Origin of the sequence: Roseovarius spongiae, assembly GCF_003651245.1 — a bacterium.
In the GTDB taxonomy this organism is placed as follows: Bacteria; Pseudomonadota; Alphaproteobacteria; order Rhodobacterales; family Rhodobacteraceae; genus Roseovarius; species Roseovarius spongiae.
In genome coordinates this window covers 133647-152764 of sequence record NZ_RAPE01000003.1, presented here as the reverse complement: position 1 = coordinate 152764, position 19118 = coordinate 133647, and the positions used below count along the sequence as shown (strand labels likewise).

Sequence of the window (19118 nt, the reverse complement as noted above, 5' to 3'; positions counted from 1 at the left end):
AGAGCGGCGATTTGGCGAAAGCGCCTTGCGCGCGGGGGTGCAATCCCCTAGCCCTTCTGGTGAATTCTCCGACACGCAACCTGATGAGAGGCCCCGACATGAGCTTCCGCCTGCAACCCGCCGCCCCCAGCCGCCCTAACCGCTGCCAGCTCTTTGGCCCCGGTTCGAACGCGAAGCTGTTCGAGAAGATGGCCGCCTCGGACGCCGATGTGGTCAATATCGACCTCGAAGATTCGGTTTCGCCGACCGACAAGGACCGTGCGCGCGCCCAGACAATTGAAGCGATCAACGACGTCGACTGGGGCAGCAAGGTGCTCAGCGTGCGGATCAACGGCCTCGATTCCGGCTGGTGGTATCGCGACGTGGTGGACCTGCTGGAACAGGCGGGCGATCGGCTCGACCAGATCATGATCCCCAAGGCGGGCTGCGCTGCCGACATCTACGCGGTCGACGCGCTGGTCACGGCGGTCGAGCGGGCGCGCGGGCGCACCAAGCCGATCAGCTTCGAGGTCATCATCGAGAGCGCGGCCGGAATCGCCCATGTCGAAGAGATCGCGGCCGCCTCGCCCCGGCTTCAGGCGATGAGCCTTGGAGCGGCTGATTTCGCCGCCTCGATGGGCATGGCCACGACCGGGATCGGCGGGACGCAGGAAAACTACTACATGCTGCACGACGGCGCGAAGCACTGGTCGGACCCGTGGCACTGGGCGCAGGCCGCCATCGTCGCCGCCTGCCGCACGCATGGGCTGTTGCCGGTGGACGGCCCGTTCGGGGATTTCTCGGACGACGACGGGTTCCGCGCGCAGGCGCGCCGGTCGGCCACGCTCGGCATGGTGGGAAAATGGGCCATTCATCCCAAGCAGATCGCGCTGGCGAACGAGATCTTCACCCCCACCGAGGAGGCCGTGACCGAAGCGCGCGAGATCCTCGCAGCGATGGAAGAGGCCAAGGCCCGCGGCGAGGGCGCGACGACCTACAAGGGACGGCTCGTGGACATCGCCTCGATCAAGCAGGCCGAGAACATCGTCAAGCAGGCGGAGATGATCGCGGCGCGCTGAGCCTGGGCCTGGCGGTGCGCAGGGCGCGCGCTGCCCGGTTTGCGTTCAGGCCGCGAAGGCCCTGGGGACCCCCAGGATACCTGGGGCAAGAAGAAGTGCGGGGCAGGGTCATGTTCGGGGCGACGCGTGTGGGAGATGCGCGTCAACCGCGGCGATCACGGCCGCATCATGCGTGTAGGGCAGGGTGTGGCCGGCGCCTTCGATCACGGTGCTGACTGCGCCGGAGTTGAGCGCGGCGAGCCTCTCCTTGCCCGCAATCGGGATCACCTCGTCCGTTTCGCCCCAGATCGCGAGAACCGGGATGCCCGCCACGGCCACGGCGCGGTGCGCGTCGTCCAATGGTTCGTCGAGGACGCCGCGCAGCGAGGCGAGCACGGCGGGCAGGAAGCCGCGGTCGCGCAACTGGCCGACCTGCGCGTCGACGACGCCGGGCGCCAGCGCCGGCAGGCCGCGCTCGGCCTCGCAGGCGCGGCGGAAGGAGCGGGCGTAGACCGTCAGCATCAGCCAGTTCCCCAACAGTCCGCTATTGGCGATCAGGCGCGAGGCGGGGCCGAGATCGTGGCCAAGGCCGGCAGGGGCGATCAGCACCAGCTGGCGCAGTTTCTCGGGGTGGGCGGCGGCGAAGGCGGGTGCGATGGCGCCGCCCATCGAGTAGCCGAAGAGCGTGATGTCGTCCCCGACGCCCAGCGCATCCAGCAGGTCGGCGAGCTGGCGGGTGAAGAACGCGGCGTCCTGCTCGCCGCGCACCCGGTCCGACAGGCCGCGGCCGAAGAGGTCATAGGTCAGCACGCGATAGCCGCGCGCCGCCAGCGCGTCGGCGATCCGATCCCAGACGATCCCGGGCGTGGTGAGCCCGTGGACGCAGACCGCGACCGCGCCGTCCTCGGGGCCGCGCCAGCGGTAATGGGTGACGCCCTGCGGTAGTTTCGCGACGCTGGCCGAGTGGCCGGCGCGCCGCCGGGCCGCAACCGGGCGGCGCAGCGCCTCGCGCGCGAAGGGGGCGAGGGCGAGCGCGGCCAGCAGCCCCGCCAGCCACTCCATCAGGCGGCGTTCCAGGCGTCGAGGATGTAGCGGCTGGTCATCAGGTCGAGATGCGCGCCGCCGCCGTTCTTGAAGAGCGTGATATCGTCGTCGCTGTCGCGTGTGAACGCTTCGGGGTGATAATGGTCGGCCAAGAGGTCGTCGCGCGTGACGACCCCGGCGTCGAGCGGGATCTGGACCTCGCCGATATGGCCGATGGTGGTGTCGAAGCTGTCGACGAAAAGGCGCGCGCGCCGCAGGGCGGTATCGTCCGCCTCGCGCATGTCGGGGCGGAAGGCGCCGATCAGGTCGACATGCTGGCCGGGTTGCAGCCAGTCGCCGCAAAGCAGCGGCTTGGTGCTCATGGTGGCGGAGGTGACGATGTCGGCGGCGCGCACCGCCGCTTCGAGGTTGTCCGCGACGGTAAGGCCGGGACAGTCCGCCGTCATCGATTCCGCATTGGCGCGGGTGCGGTTCCAGACGGTGAATTCGGCGTCGGGAAACCCCGCGCGGTAGGCATGCCACAGGCTGCGCCCAACGGCGCCCGCGCCGACGATCAGGATGCGCTTGCTGTCGGGACGCGCGAGGCGGCGCGCGGCATAGAGGCTGTCGCCGGCGGTCTTCCACTTGGTCACGAGGTGGAAATCGACGATCGCCTCGAGCGTGCCGGTCGCGTCGTCAAAGAGGCTGACCGCGCCGTTGATCATCGGCGCGCCGCGACCCGGGTTGCCCGGAAAGATGGTGGCGGATTTCACCGCGAGCCCCATGCCGTCGATCCAGGCCGAGCGGCTGAGCAGCGTGTCGGGATCGCGATAGAGGAAGGTATCGCCGATCTCGGCCTTGGGCAGCGCGTGGCCGCGTTCGAACGCGGCGCAGAGGTCGAGCCAGTCGAGATTGGCCTCGCCTTTTTCGAAGGGGATCATGGTGACGGTCATCGCGCTTCCTCTCGGCTCAGTAATCCGGCGTCGACGAGACACTGCGCGAAGCCGGCGGGGCTGTCAAAGCGGTGTGTTTGCCAGCCGCGCGCGCGGGCGGCCTCGATGTTGTCGGCCCGGTCGTCGGTGAAAAGCAATCGTTCGGGCGGGATGGCGCAATCGGCCTCGACCGCGGCATAGATTTCCGGGTCGGGTTTGCGCATCGCCATCTCGCCCGAGATGTAGCGTTGGTCGAACGCGTCGAGGAACGGGAATTGCGCGGCGCTCAGCGGAAAATTCGCGGCGCCGAAATTCGACAGGGCGAAGACCGGCACGCCCCTCGCGCGCAGGGCGTGCAACAGGCGCACCGAATGCGGGATTTCGGGCTGGGCGAGGGCGCACCAGTTATCGCGGAAGTGTCTGATTTCCGCCGTCCAGCCGGGATGCGCCAGCGCCGTGCGCTCGACCTCCGCGGCGAAATCCGCGCCCGCGTCGATGCGGTTCATCATCTCGTGCAGATCCACCGCGTCGAACAGCGCGCGGCGGCGATCCGCGCCGATCATGCGGTCGAAATAGCGCTCGGGGCGCCATTCGATCAGCACGTTGCCGATGTCGAATATGACCGCCTCGATGGGCATTCGCTATCTCCTCTGGGTGGGCGGGGTCGGCGTGCCGCGAATGGATTCGCGCCAGAGCATGTAGAGACCCGAGCCGAGGATCAACGCGATCCCGGCCCAGGCGTTCGGGGCGGGCCACGTGCCAAAGACTGTGACGCCCCACATGATCGCCAGCGGCATCGCGACATATTCGAAGGGCGCGGCGAAGGCGGCCTCGCTCAGCCGGTAGGTTTGGCTGACGAGCAGGCTGCTCAGCACGCTGAGCGCGCCGAGCGTGACGATGATCGCGACATCCCCGCGCGCGATCGGCCCCCAGGCCCGCAGCAGGAATTCGAGCGACGGATGCATGCCCCCGGCGAACCGCCCGTCGCCGAAGACGAGGCCGAAGGCGGCGCTGGCCACGGCAAAGCTCAGCATGGTGTAAAAGCTCATCGTCGGCGCGCTTTCGGTCGCGCGGATGCGGCGGGTGACCATGTGCATCGAACTGTAGAGCAACGCGGCGAGCGCGGGCAGCAACGACGCCGCCTGGAACGCCGCCGTGCCGGGCTGCACGATCACCAGAACGCCCGCGAAGCCCACGATGATGGCGGCCCAGCGGCGCGGGCCGACGGTTTCATTGAGGAAAATGACCGACATCACCGCGATCAGCAGCGGCGAGATGAAGGTGATCGCCACCGCCTCGGCCAGCGGCATGGCGGCGAGGCCGAGAAAAAGCGCCATGTTGGCGCAGACCACGAAACAGCCGCGCAAGAGATGCGCCCAGGGTCGGCGTGTGCGGATGACGCGCAAGCCCCCGTTGAGGGGCATCACGACCACGGCGAAGACCACAAGCCCGATCGTCGCGCGCAGGAACACGATCTGGTGGAGCGCGTAGCCGCCGCTCAGGAACTTGAACGCCATATCGTTGAACGAGACGCAGACCATCGCCGAGAACGCGCAGAGCGCGCCGAGGAGGTTGTTGCGTTTGAGCGTGTCGGTGGTCATGCGGGTCGCCTTAGGCGCCCGCCGCGCGGAGCGCCCGCTCGAGCGCGTCGAGGAAGCGCGAGCGGTCCGCCCTTGTAAATCCCTTGCCGCCGCCTTGGCGGAACGGATCGGCGGCGCGGATATCGGCCATCAGGTCGCGCGTGGCGAGGATGTTGCCGATATTGGCGGCGGTCAGCGCGGACCCGTCATGCCTGAGTACCTGCGCCCCCGCCTCCATGCAACGCGCGGCGAGCGGGATGTCGGAGGTGACGACGATGTCGCCCGGCCCGGCGCGCTCGGCGATCCACTTGTCCGCCACGTCCGGTCCGTCGGGGACGATCACGGTCTCGACCAGCGGGTTGTCCGACGGGCGCAGCCCGCCATTGGAGACGATGAACATGCGCGCCTTGTGGCGGGTGCCGACCCGTTCGACCTCGGCCTTGACCGGGCAGGCATCTGCATCGACATAGATCGGCATGGGCGGGCCTCGGACGCGGGAGAAAATTCATGCGAGTTCTCTTGGTCGCATTTTCTTCGTGCAAAGAAAACAGGGTGCGAGGCCGTGAGTGCGCGGGAAGTTGGTTTTTGCGGATCTGGCGGTCAGAGGGGGGAAATCCGCCTCAGCCGCCTGAGGCGTTCGGACACTGTAGACGTCAACCGTCGCCGGTGCAGCGGAGGTCGGGAGTGGAGCCCATTTGCCCAGATGCTGCTGACGAGACGAATGGCTAGAATGCCGACTGTTGCGGCCATTCGCTGCGTACTCCTGAAGGTTCACAACGCCAAACATGAATCGCTTCAGATTGCGTAGCTTCTGTGATACCGTCAACTACGCTTGAAGTATCTCCGGAACCACTTCTTTGAGGAGGGTCACAAGTTGAAAAGTGTGTTTTGCAGCATCGTGCTGGGTGGAATCGCAATTGCCTCACCATCATTTTCACAAGAAGCAAAGGATCTACATACAGCGATTGCTTACTACGCTTTTCGCGAGTTGAAAGCGATGCCTGTCCTGACAAACAGGACGGTTGTGGTCGGGGACGTCATAAGCGTGAGTCCCTACGAAGAGGTGCTCGCACCAGCGGCTGATTGCTACCTGTCGCTCCGAACCAAACCTGAGCAAGAGGATGGGGCACGCAGCGGGAGAACACATCACGTCAAGATTTCAGTCGACATTGTCGGTGCAATTGCCGGCTCGGCCGACGTAAGGCGTATTGTTACAGCCGAAGCTGCACTCGAAGCCCTCTTCAAGAATAGCTCAGCAGTGGTTTTTTCTGGCGTCACAGGTTCTGTTCCCGATCCCAGCATTCAGGAGCTCTTTCCGCGCAAGGTCGAGAATATCGAAGATTGCCGACCAACCCTAGAAACCTTGGCACAACATCGGTACGATCGACTGCTGGTGACAAGAACCTACAGTGGATCGATCGATGCAGGGTTCGTATTTGAGCGCGGAACAAGTACCGAGATATCAGCGGCCACAGATGTGATTGGGAGATTCTTCTCCGATGCGTCCGTAACCGTCCGTGGCGAAACAAATTCTAATCATGTACTTCTCGGGAAATGGGAAAACGGTGTGATAGCGGTGCAATCCTCGCGCCTCAATCTCAGCCGCCTCGCCGAAGCTTGGCTGGTTATGAACGAGAACATCGATACAGTCATCGGTTTGGAGGGGCTCGTTCAGGAATACCTGCAGAATGAGAGCTTTGAGATCAGGGAAGGCATCAGGGGGGCCATCAGGAATCAATTAGAAGAATGGGGTTTCTATGGTCAGGATTTCGAGAATTATCGTCGCCAAATCTTTGCTGGCGAAGAGGGGTCAGAGTACTCGCCAGAAGATATTCCAGAAGAGCACTGGCGTGCTGCGGCAGCATTGGCCGCTGCAATTTTGATTGCTTCTGAAAATGTTTGATCAGGAGTGCGCAGTCAAATGTTTGATCGCCGCTCTCGATCAGAGGCACAATTCTCGCGATAGTTGAAACGCAGCCGGGACAGATTGCCTTGTTCGGGTAGCGCAGCGCGAAAAAACTGTCCGCTGCGCATCCTCAAGTGATTGCGTTGGGCTGCTAACATCATGCTACACTTGCGGAACCGCGAATTCCGACCAACGGCGGCTCTGCGCAGGACGCGGCCGGAAGGGCAGAGCAGAAGAACGACCGCTTCGTCCCGCAATACGGACGGAATACGCCCCCACTGAAAGTCCCCTCCGAAGCGGATTGCGTGCAGCCGGAGGGCGTCCGTGTGGACGGCACCCCCGGTCAGCCGGCGTCATTCCTGACCCTTGCGTCCGACCTTGTATTCCTCAGGGATCGGCATCCGGTTGAACGCATCCAGCCCGGCGATCTTGTAAGCCTCGGCCAGCGTCGGGTAGTTGAACGTGTTCTGCACGAAATAATCCACGGTGCCCTTCAGGTTCAGCACCGCCTGCGCGATGTGGATCAGCTCGGTCGCGCCTTCGCCCACGATCTGCACGCCGAGGACGCGCCGCGTCTTGAGTGAAAAGAGCATCTTGAGCATGCCATGCTCCAGCCCCATGATATGCCCGCGCGAGGTTTCGCGGAACCGCGCGACGCCGACCTCGTAGGGGATGCCGCGGTCCTGCATTTCCTCCTCGGACATGCCGCAGGTGGAAATCTCGGGCACGGAATAGATGCCGTAGGGGAACCACGGGCTTTCGGGCAGGGTGGGCGTTTCGAGCGCGTGGCAGGCCGCGACGCGGCCCTGCTGGATCGACGTGGAGGCAAGCGAGGGATGGCCGATCACATCGCCCGCGGCGTAGATATGGGGCGCGCTGGTCTGGTAGGTCTTGCGATCCACCTCGATCCGCCCGCGGTGGTCGGTCTCGATCCCCGCGGCGTCGAGGTTGAGCCGCGCGGTCGCCCCCATGCGCCCGGCGGCGAAAAGCAGCATTTCCGAGCGCACGTGGCGGCCGTTGGCAAGGCTCACCTCGACATGCTCGCCCTTGTCCTCGACGCTCTCGATTGCAGAGCCGAGGCGCAGATCGAGCCCGTTCTCGCGGATCTGGTGGGTGAAGTCGTGGATGATCGTGCGGTCGATGAAGTCGAGAAAGCTGTCGCGCGGCTCGATCAGGGTCACGCGCACGTCGAGCGCGGAGAACATCGTCGCATATTCCACGCCGATCACGCCGGCGCCCACCACGGTGAGGCTGCGCGGGATCGTCGCGAGGTCGAGGAATTCGTCGCTGTCCACGATGGTGGCGCCGTTGAAGGGGATGCTGTCGGGCCGGTGGGTGCGCGTGCCGGTCGCGATCAAGAAGCGGTCGGCGGTGAGGCGTGTCACGTCGCCGGCCTCGGTCGCGGCCTCGACCTCGTGCGGGCCGGTAAAGCGCGCCAGCCCGTGCAGCGTGTCCACGTGGTTGCGGTTGAACTGGTGTTCCAGCACGTCGACCTCGTAATCGAGCGTCTTGTGCAGCCGCGCCTTGAGATCGGCCGCGTCGATGTCCTCCTTCACCCGGTAGGAGCGCCCGTAGAAGCTGCGCTCGCGCCAGCCCGACAGGTTGAGCACGGTTTCGCGCAGCGTCTTGGACGGGATGGTCCCGGTATGCACGCTCACCCCGCCGAGCCGGTCCTTGCGGTCGATGACCAGCACACGCCGCTTGAGCTTGCCCGCCTGAATGGCGGCGGAACGCCCGGCGGGACCCGAGCCGATGACGATCAGGTCATAATGGCTCATGCCTCAGAGCCCATAGAGCGCCTCGGCGTGAAAGGCGACGTGATCCTCCATGAAGGTGGAAACGAAGAAATAGCTGTGGTCATAGCCCGGCTGCATCCGGATCGTGGCCTCCTGCCGGCGCGCGGCGGCGGCCTCGGCCAGTGTCTCGGGGCGCAGCAGGTCGATGAACTGGTCCTTGGTGCCGGTATCGACGAGCACCGGCCCGTCCACTCCGCGCTCGCGCATAAGTAGGCTCGCGTCGTGCCTGGCCCATTCGCCGTCATCCTCGCCGAGGTAGGCGGTGAACTGCTTGCGGCCCCAGTCGCTTTGCGTCGGGTTGCAGATCGGCGAGAAGGCCGAGACCGACGCGAACCGTCCCGGCAGTCGCATCGCCAGAGTCAGCGCGCCGTGCCCGCCCATCGAATGGCCGGTGATCGCCTGGCGCGCGCCGTCGATCTCGAAATTCTCGGTCAGCAGCGCGGGCAGCTCGGTCGCGATATAGTCCCACATGTGATAATGCGCGGCCCAGGGATCCTGCGTCGCGTTGAGGTAGAAACCCGCGCCCTTGCCGAGATCGAAGGCGTCGTCGTCGGCAACGTCATCGCCGCGCGGGGAGGTGTCGGGAAAGACCAGTGCGATCCCGTGCTCAGCCGCCCAGCCCTGCGCGCCCGCCTTGGTCATGGCGTTCTCATGCGTGCAGGTCAGCCCCGAGAGATACCAGAGCACCGGCACGGGGCCGTCGCGCGCCTCGGCCGGCATGAAGAGGCCGAAGGTCATGTCGCATTTGCAGGCCTCGGATTTGTGGCTGTAGACACCCTGCACCCCGCCGAAGCAGGCGTTCTCGGAAACGGTTTCCATCGTGGCACCTCCTATCTCGATTGCCTTGAGAGGGGTGTATCAGCGACGGCGCAGGCTTGAAACGTCAAAAGCGGCGCTTTGCGGCGCGCTCAGTAAAGCGCGCTCACCCAGCCGATCACCAGCGACACCGTCAGCACCGCCGCCGTGGTCGAGATCAGGATCGAGGCCGAGGCGCGGTGCGGCGCGACCCGGTAATGCTGGGCGAGGATATAGACGTTGCCCGCCACCGGCAGCGCGGCGGTGGCGATCATTACCGCGGCGGCGTAAGGGTCGACGTGGAACAACAGCAGCGCCGAGATGGCGACCGCGCCGGGGTGCAGGATCAGCTTGCACACCGACAGCCAGCCCGAGATCGCCAGCCGCTCGGCCGACTTGCTCGCCAGCGACGCGCCGATGGCGAAAAGCGCGCCGGGCGTGGCGGCGCCGCCCAGCAGCGACAGGAATTCGTTCATCACCTGGGGGATCGGCAGCCGCAGGCCCGACCAGGCGAGGCCGAGCACGATGGACACGATCATCGGGTTTTTCAGCAGGCCGAGACCCACCGAGCGCAATACCGCGGGCCGCAGCCGCCCGTCGCGCGACCCGGTGATCAGGATCACGATGAGCGAACTGAACACGATCAAATCCACCGCGAGCACCATCATCACTGGCGCGACCGCAGCCTCGCCCATCAGCAGCGACAGCATCGGGATGCCGATGAAGCCCACGTTGCCGATCACCGCGCATTGCGCCTCGACCGCGGCCACCTCGACCCCGGCGCCGCGCAAGAGGGCGACCAGCGTGGCAATCGCGTAGACGCAGGCGCTGGCGCAGAGATAGGCGAGCACGAAACGCCCGTCGAAGATCTCGGCCAGGCTGAGATTGGCGGCGAACTTGAACAGCATCGCCGAAAGGGCGAAGTAGAACACGAACTTGGTCAGCCACGCGGTCGCCTCTTTCGAGAAGAAACTGGTGCGCCCGGCGCCGTAGCCCAGCCCGATCAGCAGGAAAAACGGAAGCGTCTGGAGGAAGATGGCGAGCATGCGGCTTCGTAGCAGGTCCGCCGGGGGCGTCAATCGCATCCGCGGACGCGCCGCCGCCGGGAGGCTATTCTTTGACAGCCCGCGGTATGTCATGTAACATAATCTACGTTTCCTGTGAGTTTGCAGTTTGGTTCAGGCGCCGTTCCCGCGGGGGACGGCAGGAACCGGGAATTCCGGATCGGCCCCTGCCTGGCCCGGCCCTGATCGCCGCGTGGATTGCAGCGGCAGCGCGCCGGACTCTCCTGCGATGCAACGGCGGTATTGTCGCGTCGGAGAAATTTTTCCGTGGAGAGATTTGCATACCTTGCCGGTACCCCCGCCGTCCTGCCCCTTGCGGGCTGCGGGGACAGCGCCGGAACCCATAATGTCCGGATCGATGCGCGGGAATGCTCCGTTGTTCCGCGATGCCGGTTCAAGCAGGAGCGTCGCGCCGCCGCTGAGCAGGCGTCCCCGCATGTCGCCGCCATCCAAGACAGCCGCGCCGGCGGGCGCGCCTATGAAGCCCCAGCGCGACGATTGAGCGACGCGGAGCGATCCCGAATGGCTCGCTCAGGCATCACCCCACTCTTTCTGGCGAAATACTATTATACTTCAACAATTTATAGGGAAGGAGAGAGATATGCGTATTGTTCATGTTTTTGCGACCTGTATAGCAGTGACGACGATCCTGAGCGGGTGCGCGACGACAACGACGGAAGGCACGGGCGTGCATAGGGGCATCCCCTATACATACACCCGCACGACGACGCCCGGTTCGTTCGGCCCCGATGAAGAGAGTTATACGGTCTATTTTAAAGGCCGGAGCTTTTACTGTGGAAGCGACCTGTTCCATTGCATCCCGATGTTGGAACGTCACGTGAAGGAACTGCAGCGGAGAGGCCCGCCGGAAAATCCCGACGAGGCGCCGCGAGTCCGCGAAGATGCAAGCAACCCGGTCCAGATGCTCGAGGACAGGCAGTTCGGTGACTGACGCGGCTGCGCTACCCGCTGCCGATCAGCACCCCCGCGGCAAAGACCAGCGCGCCGCCCAGCACCACCTGAAAGGCGGCGCGGAAGAACGGGGTTTCCATGAAACGGTTCTGAATCCACGCGATCGCCCAGAGTTCGACAAAGACGATCGCGATGGCGATCCCGGTCGCGGTCCAGAAATCGGGGATGAGATAGGGCAGCGCATGGCCCAGCCCGCCCAGCGTGGTCATGATCCCGCTGGCCAGCCCGCGTTTGACCGGGCTGCCGCGTCCCGACAGCGCGCCGTCGTCGCTCGCCGCCTCGGTGAAGCCCATCGAGATGCCCGCGCCCACCGACGCGGCCAGCCCGACAAGAAACGTGGTCCAGGTGTCATGCGTGGCGAAGGCCACGGCAAAGATCGGGGCGAGCGTGCTGACCGATCCGTCCATGAGGCCGGCAAGGCCGGGTTGCACCCACGTCAAAATGAACTGCCGCCTTGCGGTATCCGCCTCGGCGGCGCGGGCGTCGTGGTCGAGATGCTCCGCCTCGAGCGTCTCGGCCGCGGTCTGGTGGTCCGCCTCGGCGGCGGCGAGATCGCCCAGCAATTGCCGCGTGGCCGCATCGGTGCTGCGCCTGGCCGCGGCGAGGTAGAAACGTTCGGCGTCGCGCTCCATCGCGGCGGCCTCGGCGCGGATGCGTTCGATGCCGAGGTTTTCGACCAGCCAGACGGGGCGGCGGGCATGGGCGCCGGCGACGTGCTCGCGCCGGATGAGCGGGATCACGTCGCCAAAGCGCGCGCGGTGCCGCTCGATCAGCCGCTGACGATGCGTGTCCTCCTCGGCGGCCATCCCGTCGAACATCGCGGCGCTGGCCGGGAAATCGGCGCGCAGACGTTCGGCGTAGGTCCGGTAGATGCGCGCGTCGTCCTCTTCGGAAGATATCGCGAGCGCGAGAACTTCCTGTTCGCTGAGGTCGCCAAAGCGGCGGCGGTTGGGCAGGCCCGGGATCATGTCGAGGCTTCCAAGGATTAGAATCGTTCTAATGTAGCGCATCGGAGTTTGGATTATCAAGAGGGGGAGATGCATCGCAAAAAAAAAGTAAACAGAACGGTTCAGATTGTTCTTGCAAATTCGAACTGATCGGTTCACTTATTATCTATACCGTTTAGTTCAGATGGAGACATCCCATGAAACACCGGACCTTCACCGCCGCGCTGATCGTCAGCGCAACCCTCGCCGCGACGCTGGCGCCGCTGCCGGTCGCCGCATTCGAAATCGGCGGCCTGACGCCCGTCCTGACCTTTCCCGAGGGCGACGTTAGCCCCACGCCGGACACCACCACTCGCGGGGCGACGACGCTCAACGATTGAAGCGTCTCGTGAACCGCTTGCGACCCCGGGGGAAGCGCCGCTAAGGTGGCGCAGCCCCGGGGAGAGGAAGCGGATGACGATGACGGCCGCGCAAATCAAGAGAGGCCGCAAGTTCGGCCAGGTGCTGAGCGGCGCGCGCGACGTCTTCATGCGCGACGGCTATGAAGGCGCCAGCGTGGACGAGATCGCCCGACAGGCAGGCGTCTCCAAGGCGACGCTATATTCCTATTTCCCCGACAAGCGGCTGCTCTTCTCCGAGGTGGCCCGCATCGAGTGCAACCGCCAGGCCGAGGCGGCGATGGAGGTGATCGACGTCAATGCCCCGGTCGAAGACGCCCTGCACGAGGCGGTGGACCGGATCGTACGGTTTTTCCTGACGGATTTCGGCTGCCAGATCTATCGCACCTGCGTGGCCGAATCGCATCGCTTCCCCGAACTGGGCGCGCGGTTCTACGAATCCGGCCCCGAACTGGTGCGCGAACGGGTCGGCGCGGTGCTGCGGATCTATGTCGAGCGCGGCGCGCTGCGGATCGAGGACATCGACCTCGCCGCGATGCAACTGGCCGAGCTCTGCAAGAGCGATCTCTTCACCCGCAAGCTCTGCGGCATCCAGCGCGAATTCGACGAGGCCGAGATCGCCCGCGTGGTCGACGGCGCCGTCGAGATGTTCATGGCGCGCTACGCGGCCTGACCGCTTTCCAAGCCAGACCTGGGGCGCTAAGCGGGGGCATGGATGACGCCTACCGCCCGCCCGACACACCGCTTCGCGTGCTGCACGCCGATCACGAGATCGTCCTGCTGGACAAGCCCGCGGGCCTGTTGTCGGTGCCCGGCAAGGGGCCGCATCTCGCCGATTGCCTGCTGGCGCGGGTGACCGAGGCGTTTCCGACCGCGCTCCTCGTGCATCGGCTGGACCGGGACACGTCGGGCGTCATGGTCTTTGCGCTGACGCCCCACGCGCAGCGCCACCTTGGCCTGCAATTCGAGAAAAGGCAGGTGAAAAAGACCTACGTTGCGCGGGTCGCCGGGCGGCTCGCGCCAAAGACCGGCACGGTGGATTTGCCGCTGACCGTAGATTGGTCGAACCGGCCGCGGCAGATGGTCTGCCATGAAACGGGACGCGCGGCGCTCACGGACTGGCGCGTGCTGCGCAGCTCGGACGCCGAAAGCCGGGTGCGCCTGATGCCCCGCACGGGGCGCAGCCACCAGTTGCGCGTTCACATGCTCGCTCTGGGTCACCCGATCCTGGGCGATCCGCTCTATGCGGAAGGGGCCGCGCGGAACTGGCCCCGCCTCATGCTCCATTCCGAGGAGCTGCGCCTGCGCCACCCCGACGGCGGCGCGGGGATGAAGTTCCGCGCCGAGGCGCCGTTCTGAAGGCCGCTCAGCGCGCGTAGCGCGCGACGAAGTTCCGCAGGATCAACTCGGGCGCATGCACGTCCGCCGCGCGCGCCATGCGGATCAGGTCCTCGGCCTCCTCGGGCGCGAAATAGCCCCGGTCCTTGTAGACATGGATGCGCGTCTCGAACCCCGCGCCGTCGGCCTCGGGGTGGAACTGCGTCGCATAGACGTTCCGCCCATGCCGCACCATCTGGTAGGGGCAGGGGGCCGAGCGCACGAGGTGCGCGCACCCCGGCGGCAGCGCCTCGAGCGCCTCCTTATGGCCGACGAAGGCGTCGAACCTCTCGGGCAGGCCCGCCAGCAGCGGATCGGCGCGCCCCTCTTGCGTCACCTCGCAGGCGCTGGTGCCCACCGGCTCGCCATGCGCGCCCTTGCCCACGACCCCGCCGAGATGCCTGCCGAGGATGCCTATCCCGTAACAGCAGCCGAGGAAGGGGAAATCCCGCGCGGTGATCCGCGGCATGAGCGACAGCACCGCGTCCTCGATCCGGGCCTCCATCGCGGTCTTGTCCTGAGGCGCGTCGCTCACGCAGCCCGGCCCGCCGCCGACGATCACCCCGCTCAGCGCGTCAAGGTCGAGCGCGTCGGGCAGCCCCTCGCGATCCAGCCGCACCCGCCATGCCTGCGCCTCGTCGAGACCGCCCTTGCGCAGGATCGCGGCGTATTCGTCGTCCGAGGCCTCGGTCTCGGGGCGCAGTTGCAGGATCAGGAAAGGTCTGCTCATCGTCGCGCGCCCTCTTTGCAATGGACGACTGCCTGCCGCATGGCGCACGGGGCGTCAAGATAACGCGTTCACTTTCAATGTTCCCCAAATACTCGAATCCCCAGCCACCTCTGCCGCGCAACGCGGCCGGGGCGGCGCACCGCTTGACCCCGCGCGCAATTGCAATACCCTGCGCGCCACCGCGACGGAACTGACCGCACAAGGACCGATACATGACGCAACGCCTGCACCTCGTCTTCGGCGGCGAACTGGCCGACCCTTCGAAAAACGTCTTCAAGAACGTCGACGACCTGCACATCGTCGGCATCTTTCCGAACTACGCCAGCGCCTACGACGCCTGGAAGCACGAGGCGCAGCGCACCGTGGACAACGCTCATATGCGCTATTTCATCGCCCACCTGCACAAGCTGCGCGACGAGGAAAGCGCCGCCTCGCCCACCGAGGAGCTGGGCTGAGGGGCCGGACATGTCGCGCGCCCCGGGCGGGGGACAATCCGGCCCCGATCCGGCAAGGGACGCGCCACGCCCCGACGGCGCGCTGGTCTGGGGGCATGCGACGCAGCCCGATCACGTGGACGCGATGGCGCAACTGGCCGGGCGGCTCCGGGCGCAGCGGCCGGGGGTGACCCTGTTGCTGACCGCGACCCCCGAGGCGCCGCTGCCGGAGACGCCCCGCGCCGGCGTGATCCACGCCGCGCTGCCCGCCGACCGCGCCCCGGCGGTCGAGGCGTTCCTGGCGCACTGGCGTCCCGATCTCTGCCTCTGGGCGGGGGGCGATCTGCGCCCCGTGCTGATCGCCGGCGCCGACCGTCGCGGCGTGCCGCTTTATCTGATCGATGCGGATGAGGGCGCGCTCGGGCGCAGCGGCTGGCGCTGGCTGCCGGACGCGCAGCGTAGCGCGCTGGGGCGGTTCATGGCGATCCACGCGCGTTCGGACGCCGCCGCGCGCCACGTGCGCCGCATGGGCGTCCCCGAACGCGACGTGACGGTTTCCGGCGTCTTCCGCGAAGGCGCCGTTGCGCTGCCCCATGACGAGGGCCTGCGCGCCGAGATGGCCGAGGGGCTGCGCGGACGCCCGGTCTGGCTCGCCGCGATGGTGCAGCCCGACGAGATCGGCCTCGTGCTCGACGCGCACCGCGCGGTGAGCCGGCTGGCGCACCGGCTGTTTCTGGTGCTGGTCCCGGACGACGTGGCCGACGCGCCCGATTTCATTGCCGCGCTGGATGCGGGCGGCTGGCGTTACACGGTCTGGTCCGGCGGCGCCATGCCCGAGGAGACGACGCAGGTGTTGCTGGCCGACACGCGCGGGGAGATGGGACTCTGGTATCGGCTGGCGACGATCACGCTGATGGCCAGTTCCTTCGGCGCGGGGCGGCAGGGGCGCGACCCGAACGAACCCGCGGCACATGGCTCGGCGATCATGTATGGCCCGAACGTGCGGCGCTACCTCGACAGTTACCGCCGCTACGCCGAAGCGGGGGGCGCGCGCATCGTGCGCGACAGCGAAACGCTCGCCGCAGCGCTCGGCCAGCTGATCGCGCCGGACCGCTCGGCGCTGATGGCGCATGCGGCCTGGGACGTGGCGACGACGGGCGCGCGCGTGACCGATCAGATCGTGGACCTGGTGCAGGACACGCTCGACCTTCTCGAGGCGGGCTGATGCGCGCGCCCGCCTTCTGGCAGAACCCGCCCGCGCGCCCCGGATTGCGCGCGCGGCTGCTGGCCCCGTTGGGCGCGCTCTACGCGCGGGCGACGGCGCGGCGGCTGGCGCGCGGGCCGCGCCGGCGCATGGGCGCACCGGTGATCTGCGTGGGCAACATCAACGCCGGCGGCACGGGCAAGACACCCACCGTGATCGCGCTGCTGTCCCGGCTGGCCGAGGCTGGCCGCGCCGCGCATGTGGTCAGCCGCGGCCACGGCGGAACGCTTGCCGGGCCGGTGCGCGTCGACCCCGCGCGCCATTCCGCGGCGGAGGTCGGAGACGAGCCGCTGCTGATCGCCGCCTTCGCCCCGGTCTGGGTGGCGCGCGACCGCGCGGCGGGCGCCGCGGCGGCAGAGGCGGCGGGCGCGCAGGCGATCCTGCTCGACGACGGGTTCCAGAACCCTTCGCTGGCGCATGATCTCGCCCTCGTCGTGGTCGACGCCGCCGCCGGCTTCGGCAATGGGCGCTGCATTCCCGCCGGCCCCCTGCGCGAGCCGGTGGATGCCGGCCTCGCCCGCGCCGATCTGCTCCTGTCGATCGGCCCCGAGCGGGCGCAGGCTGCGTTCGAGGCGATCTGGGGCGCGCGGATCACGGTTCCGCATCTGCGCGGGGCGCTTGCGCCGCTGAAAACGGGCATGGACTGGCAGGGCGCGCGCGTCTTCGCCTTCGCGGGGATCGGTCATCCCGAGAAATTATTCGCAACGCTCGCGGCCCTCGGCGCCGATCTCGCCGGGACCGAGGCGCTGGAGGATCACCAGCCGCTCACGCCCGCGTTGCTGTCCCGGCTCGAGACGGACGCGGCCCGTCTCGGCGCGCAACTGGTGACGACCGAGAAGGACGCCGTGCGCCTGCCTGAGGCGTTCCGGTCCAAGGTGCTCACGCTGCCGGTGCGCCTCGGGATCGAGGACTGGAGCGCGATCGAGGCCGCGCTGAAGCGCATCGGCGCCCTCCCGCAAGACCCGCCCCCGGCCTGAGCCGGGATCGGATCATCCGGGGTTGCCGTCCCCCAGCTTGGGCGAGGCCTTTTCGAGCACGAGTTCCGCGTCCGAGAACCGGAACGGGCTGCGCACGCCGGGAACGCCGCCGGGCGCGATCTGCATGCCCCGCGCCCTGACCTGCGGGTCGGCGAAGACCTCGTTCATCTCGTTGATCTGCCCCGCCGGAATCCCCGCGCCCTCGCAGGCCGTCAGCAGGTCGGCCTTGGTGAACGTGAGCGTGCGTTCGGTCAGCAGCCCGGTCAGCCGCTCGCGATTGGCGATCCGGTCCGCGTTGGACGCGAACTCCGCCGCTTCGGCGAGGTCCGGCAGGCCCAGCACCGCGCAGAGCCGCTGGAACTGCGCGTCGTTTCCGACCGCGATGATGATGTAGCCATCGGCGCAGTCGAACACCTGGTAAGGGGTGAGGTTGGGGTGGTAGTTGCCTGTCCGCCCCGGCGGCGTCCCGGTCGAGAGGTAGTTCATCGCCTGGTTCGCGGTGACCGACACCGCCACGTCGAGAAGCGCCATGTCGATATGCTGCCCCTTGCCGGTCGCGTGACGCTGGTGCAGCGCGGCGAGGATCGCGGTTGTCGCATAGACGCCGCTGAACACATCGGTGATCGCCACGCCGGCGCGGGTGGGCTGGCCGTCCGGCGCGCCGGTGATCGACATCAGCCCGGACATGCCCTGGATGATGTAATCATACCCGGCGCGGTGGGCATAGGGCCCGTCCTGCCCGAAACCGGTGATCGAGCAATAGATCAGGCCGGGGTTCAGGTTGGACAGGCTGGCGTAGTCCAGCCCGTATTTCGCAAGGCCGCCGACCTTGAAGTTCTCGATCACGATGTCGGCGCCGCGCACCAGGTCGCGCACCTGTTCCTGACCCTCGGGCGTGCGGAAATCGATGGTGACGCTGGTCTTGCCCCGGTTGCAGCTGTGGAAATAGGCGGCGCTGCGGTCGCCCTCGCGCTCGACGAAGGGCGGGCCCCAGCGACGGGTGTCGTCGCCCTCCGGGCTTTCCACCTTGATGACCTCCGCGCCGAGATCGCCCAGCGTCTGTCCGGCCCAGGGGCCGGCCAGGATGCGCGCCAGTTCGATGACCTTCAACCCGGCAAGGGGGGCGGCGCTCATTTGGCGAGTTCCTCCTCGATGATGGCCTTGAGGTCGTCATAGGGCAGGTTGCCCTGCTTCGCGCCGTTGACGATCACAGTCGGGGTGGAATCGATCTCGTCGGCTTCGGCGTTGGACCGGAACCAGTCATAGAGCGCCTCGGCCTTGGCCTGGTCGGTCAGGCAGGCGTCGAGCTGATCGTTCGACAGCCCGGCGACACGGCCGATCTTGCGCAGCGCCTCCGAGATGCCGACGGGGTCGCCGCTGGACAGCCAGTCGCGCTGTTGGTCGAAGATCATGTCCGAAACGCCGAAGAAGCGGTCCGGATCGCAGCGCGCCACCATCGCGGCCCAGAGGCCGGGGCGGTCGAAATAGACGTCGCGATAGACGAACCGGACCTTGCCGGTGTCGATGTAGTCGGCCTTGAGCTTCTCGAAGGTCGTGGCGTGGAACGTCGCGCAATGCGGGCAGGTGAACGACGCGTATTCCGTCACCGTGACCGGCGCGTCTTCCGACCCGAGGGTCATTTCGCGAACTGCGACGTCCTCCGCCTCGGCGTCGGGCGCTTCGGCCTCCGCCGCGTCGGCGTCTTCGGCGTCGGTCGCCGAGGATTTGTCCGCCGCACCGTTCTGCGTCGCCTCCGTCGCAGAGGATTCTTCGGTGACGGCGCTGCCCTGGGCTGCGTCGTCGTCGGTCTGGGCCAGAGCGCCGCCGCCAAGCAGGGCGAGCGCGAGGGCCGCGATCAGTGTCGTTCGCATCATACTTCCATCCAG

At 67.0% G+C, this 19118-nt stretch carries 21 protein-coding genes; 9 read left to right on the top strand and 12 right to left on the bottom strand.

Annotation, left to right across the window (positions count from 1 at the left end; translation table 11 throughout):
• The first annotated feature begins 98 nt into the window (after positions 1-98).
• A complete protein-coding gene (locus D6850_RS12020; protein WP_121167241.1) occupies positions 99-1058 on the top strand; it encodes an L-malyl-CoA/beta-methylmalyl-CoA lyase in 960 nt (319 codons plus the stop codon).
• Positions 1059-1166: 108 nt separating this feature from the next.
• On the opposite strand, the gene D6850_RS12015 is transcribed toward D6850_RS12020, so the two are convergent.
• From D6850_RS12015 to D6850_RS11995, 5 genes are read right to left on the bottom strand one after another with little or no spacing between them, the layout of a single operon-like run.
• Positions 1167-2099 carry an alpha/beta fold hydrolase gene (locus tag D6850_RS12015; protein ID WP_121167239.1) on the bottom strand — a complete coding sequence of 311 codons (933 nt, stop codon included), beginning with the start codon at positions 2097-2099 and terminating at the stop codon, positions 1167-1169.
• Complete coding sequence (locus D6850_RS12010; RefSeq protein WP_121167237.1) at positions 2099-3013, bottom strand: ornithine cyclodeaminase family protein; 915 nt, start codon at positions 3011-3013, stop codon at positions 2099-2101. The genes D6850_RS12015 and D6850_RS12010 overlap by 1 nt, the downstream gene beginning before the upstream one ends.
• Complete coding sequence (locus D6850_RS12005; RefSeq protein WP_121167235.1) at positions 3010-3630, bottom strand: HAD family hydrolase; 621 nt, start codon at positions 3628-3630, stop codon at positions 3010-3012. The genes D6850_RS12010 and D6850_RS12005 overlap by 4 nt, the downstream gene beginning before the upstream one ends.
• Positions 3631-3633: 3 nt before the next feature.
• Positions 3634-4593 (bottom strand): DMT family transporter, encoded by a 960-nt coding sequence (locus tag D6850_RS12000; protein WP_121167233.1) that lies wholly within the window; start codon positions 4591-4593, stop codon positions 3634-3636.
• 10 nt (positions 4594-4603) lie between these two features.
• Positions 4604-5050 carry a YaiI/YqxD family protein gene (locus D6850_RS11995; RefSeq protein ID WP_121167231.1) on the bottom strand — a complete coding sequence of 149 codons (447 nt, stop codon included), beginning with the start codon at positions 5048-5050 and terminating at the stop codon, positions 4604-4606.
• A gap of 396 nt (positions 5051-5446) precedes the next feature.
• Here D6850_RS11995 and D6850_RS19300 point away from each other — a divergent pair, with 396 nt between their 5' ends.
• The gene (locus tag D6850_RS19300; protein WP_147438900.1) at positions 5447-6475 is read left to right on the top strand and encodes a gp17 family tail completion protein; all 1029 of its coding nucleotides are present in this window, start codon (positions 5447-5449) and stop codon (positions 6473-6475) included.
• A 356-nt stretch (positions 6476-6831) separates the two neighbouring features.
• Here D6850_RS19300 and sthA read toward each other — a convergent pair whose 3' ends face one another.
• The 3 genes from sthA to D6850_RS11975 form a co-directional block, all read right to left on the bottom strand.
• Positions 6832-8256 (bottom strand): Si-specific NAD(P)(+) transhydrogenase, encoded by a 1425-nt coding sequence (gene sthA / locus D6850_RS11985; protein ID WP_121167227.1) that lies wholly within the window; start codon positions 8254-8256, stop codon positions 6832-6834.
• 3 nt (positions 8257-8259) lie between these two features.
• On the bottom strand, positions 8260-9093 hold the full coding sequence (fghA, locus tag D6850_RS11980) for an S-formylglutathione hydrolase (protein WP_121167225.1): 834 nt from the start codon (positions 9091-9093) through the stop codon (positions 8260-8262).
• Between the two features lie 89 nt (positions 9094-9182).
• Positions 9183-10115: an AEC family transporter gene (locus D6850_RS11975; RefSeq protein WP_121167223.1), complete on the bottom strand. Its 933-nt coding sequence runs from the start codon at positions 10113-10115 to the stop codon at positions 9183-9185.
• 619 nt (positions 10116-10734) lie between these two features.
• Here D6850_RS11975 and D6850_RS11970 point away from each other — a divergent pair.
• Entirely contained in the window at positions 10735-11085 is a 351-nt protein-coding gene (locus D6850_RS11970; protein ID WP_121167221.1) for a hypothetical protein, read from the top strand.
• A 10-nt stretch (positions 11086-11095) separates the two neighbouring features.
• Here D6850_RS11970 and mbfA read toward each other — a convergent pair whose 3' ends face one another.
• On the bottom strand, positions 11096-12073 hold the full coding sequence (gene mbfA, locus D6850_RS11965; protein ID WP_121167219.1) for an iron exporter MbfA: 978 nt from the start codon (positions 12071-12073) through the stop codon (positions 11096-11098).
• A 176-nt stretch (positions 12074-12249) separates the two neighbouring features.
• On the opposite strand from mbfA, the gene D6850_RS11960 reads away from it, so the two are divergent.
• The 3 genes from D6850_RS11960 (at position 12250) to D6850_RS11950 (ending at position 13809) form a co-directional block, all read left to right on the top strand.
• The gene (locus tag D6850_RS11960) at positions 12250-12432 is read left to right on the top strand and encodes a hypothetical protein (RefSeq protein ID WP_121167217.1); all 183 of its coding nucleotides are present in this window, start codon (positions 12250-12252) and stop codon (positions 12430-12432) included.
• Between the two features lie 73 nt (positions 12433-12505).
• The gene (locus D6850_RS11955; protein ID WP_121167215.1) at positions 12506-13123 is read left to right on the top strand and encodes a TetR/AcrR family transcriptional regulator; all 618 of its coding nucleotides are present in this window, start codon (positions 12506-12508) and stop codon (positions 13121-13123) included.
• A gap of 38 nt (positions 13124-13161) precedes the next feature.
• The gene (locus D6850_RS11950; protein ID WP_121167213.1) at positions 13162-13809 is read left to right on the top strand and encodes a pseudouridine synthase; all 648 of its coding nucleotides are present in this window, start codon (positions 13162-13164) and stop codon (positions 13807-13809) included.
• A gap of 7 nt (positions 13810-13816) precedes the next feature.
• Here D6850_RS11950 and D6850_RS11945 read toward each other — a convergent pair whose 3' ends face one another.
• Positions 13817-14557: a glutamine amidotransferase gene (locus tag D6850_RS11945; RefSeq protein ID WP_121167211.1), complete on the bottom strand. Its 741-nt coding sequence runs from the start codon at positions 14555-14557 to the stop codon at positions 13817-13819.
• A gap of 212 nt (positions 14558-14769) precedes the next feature.
• On the opposite strand from D6850_RS11945, the gene D6850_RS11940 reads away from it, so the two are divergent.
• Genes D6850_RS11940 through lpxK form a run of 3 tightly spaced genes read left to right on the top strand, consistent with a single transcriptional unit; the run spans position 14770 to position 17232 of the window.
• Positions 14770-15012 (top strand): DUF4170 domain-containing protein, encoded by a 243-nt coding sequence (locus D6850_RS11940; protein ID WP_121167209.1) that lies wholly within the window; start codon positions 14770-14772, stop codon positions 15010-15012.
• Positions 15013-15022: 10 nt separating this feature from the next.
• Entirely contained in the window at positions 15023-16216 is a 1194-nt protein-coding gene (locus D6850_RS11935) for a 3-deoxy-D-manno-octulosonic acid transferase (RefSeq protein WP_121167207.1), read from the top strand.
• The gene (gene lpxK, locus D6850_RS11930) at positions 16216-17232 is read left to right on the top strand and encodes a tetraacyldisaccharide 4'-kinase (RefSeq protein ID WP_121167205.1); all 1017 of its coding nucleotides are present in this window, start codon (positions 16216-16218) and stop codon (positions 17230-17232) included. Before D6850_RS11935 ends, lpxK begins: the two co-directional genes overlap by 1 nt.
• A 12-nt stretch (positions 17233-17244) precedes the next feature.
• Here lpxK and D6850_RS11925 read toward each other — a convergent pair whose 3' ends face one another.
• Positions 17245-18366, bottom strand: a complete 1122-nt coding sequence (locus D6850_RS11925) for a CaiB/BaiF CoA transferase family protein (RefSeq protein WP_121167203.1) — start codon at positions 18364-18366, stop codon at positions 17245-17247.
• Entirely contained in the window at positions 18363-19106 is a 744-nt protein-coding gene (locus tag D6850_RS11920) for a DsbA family protein (RefSeq protein WP_245964170.1), read from the bottom strand. Before D6850_RS11920 ends, D6850_RS11925 begins: the two co-directional genes overlap by 4 nt.
• Positions 19107-19118: the final 12 nt, after the last annotated feature.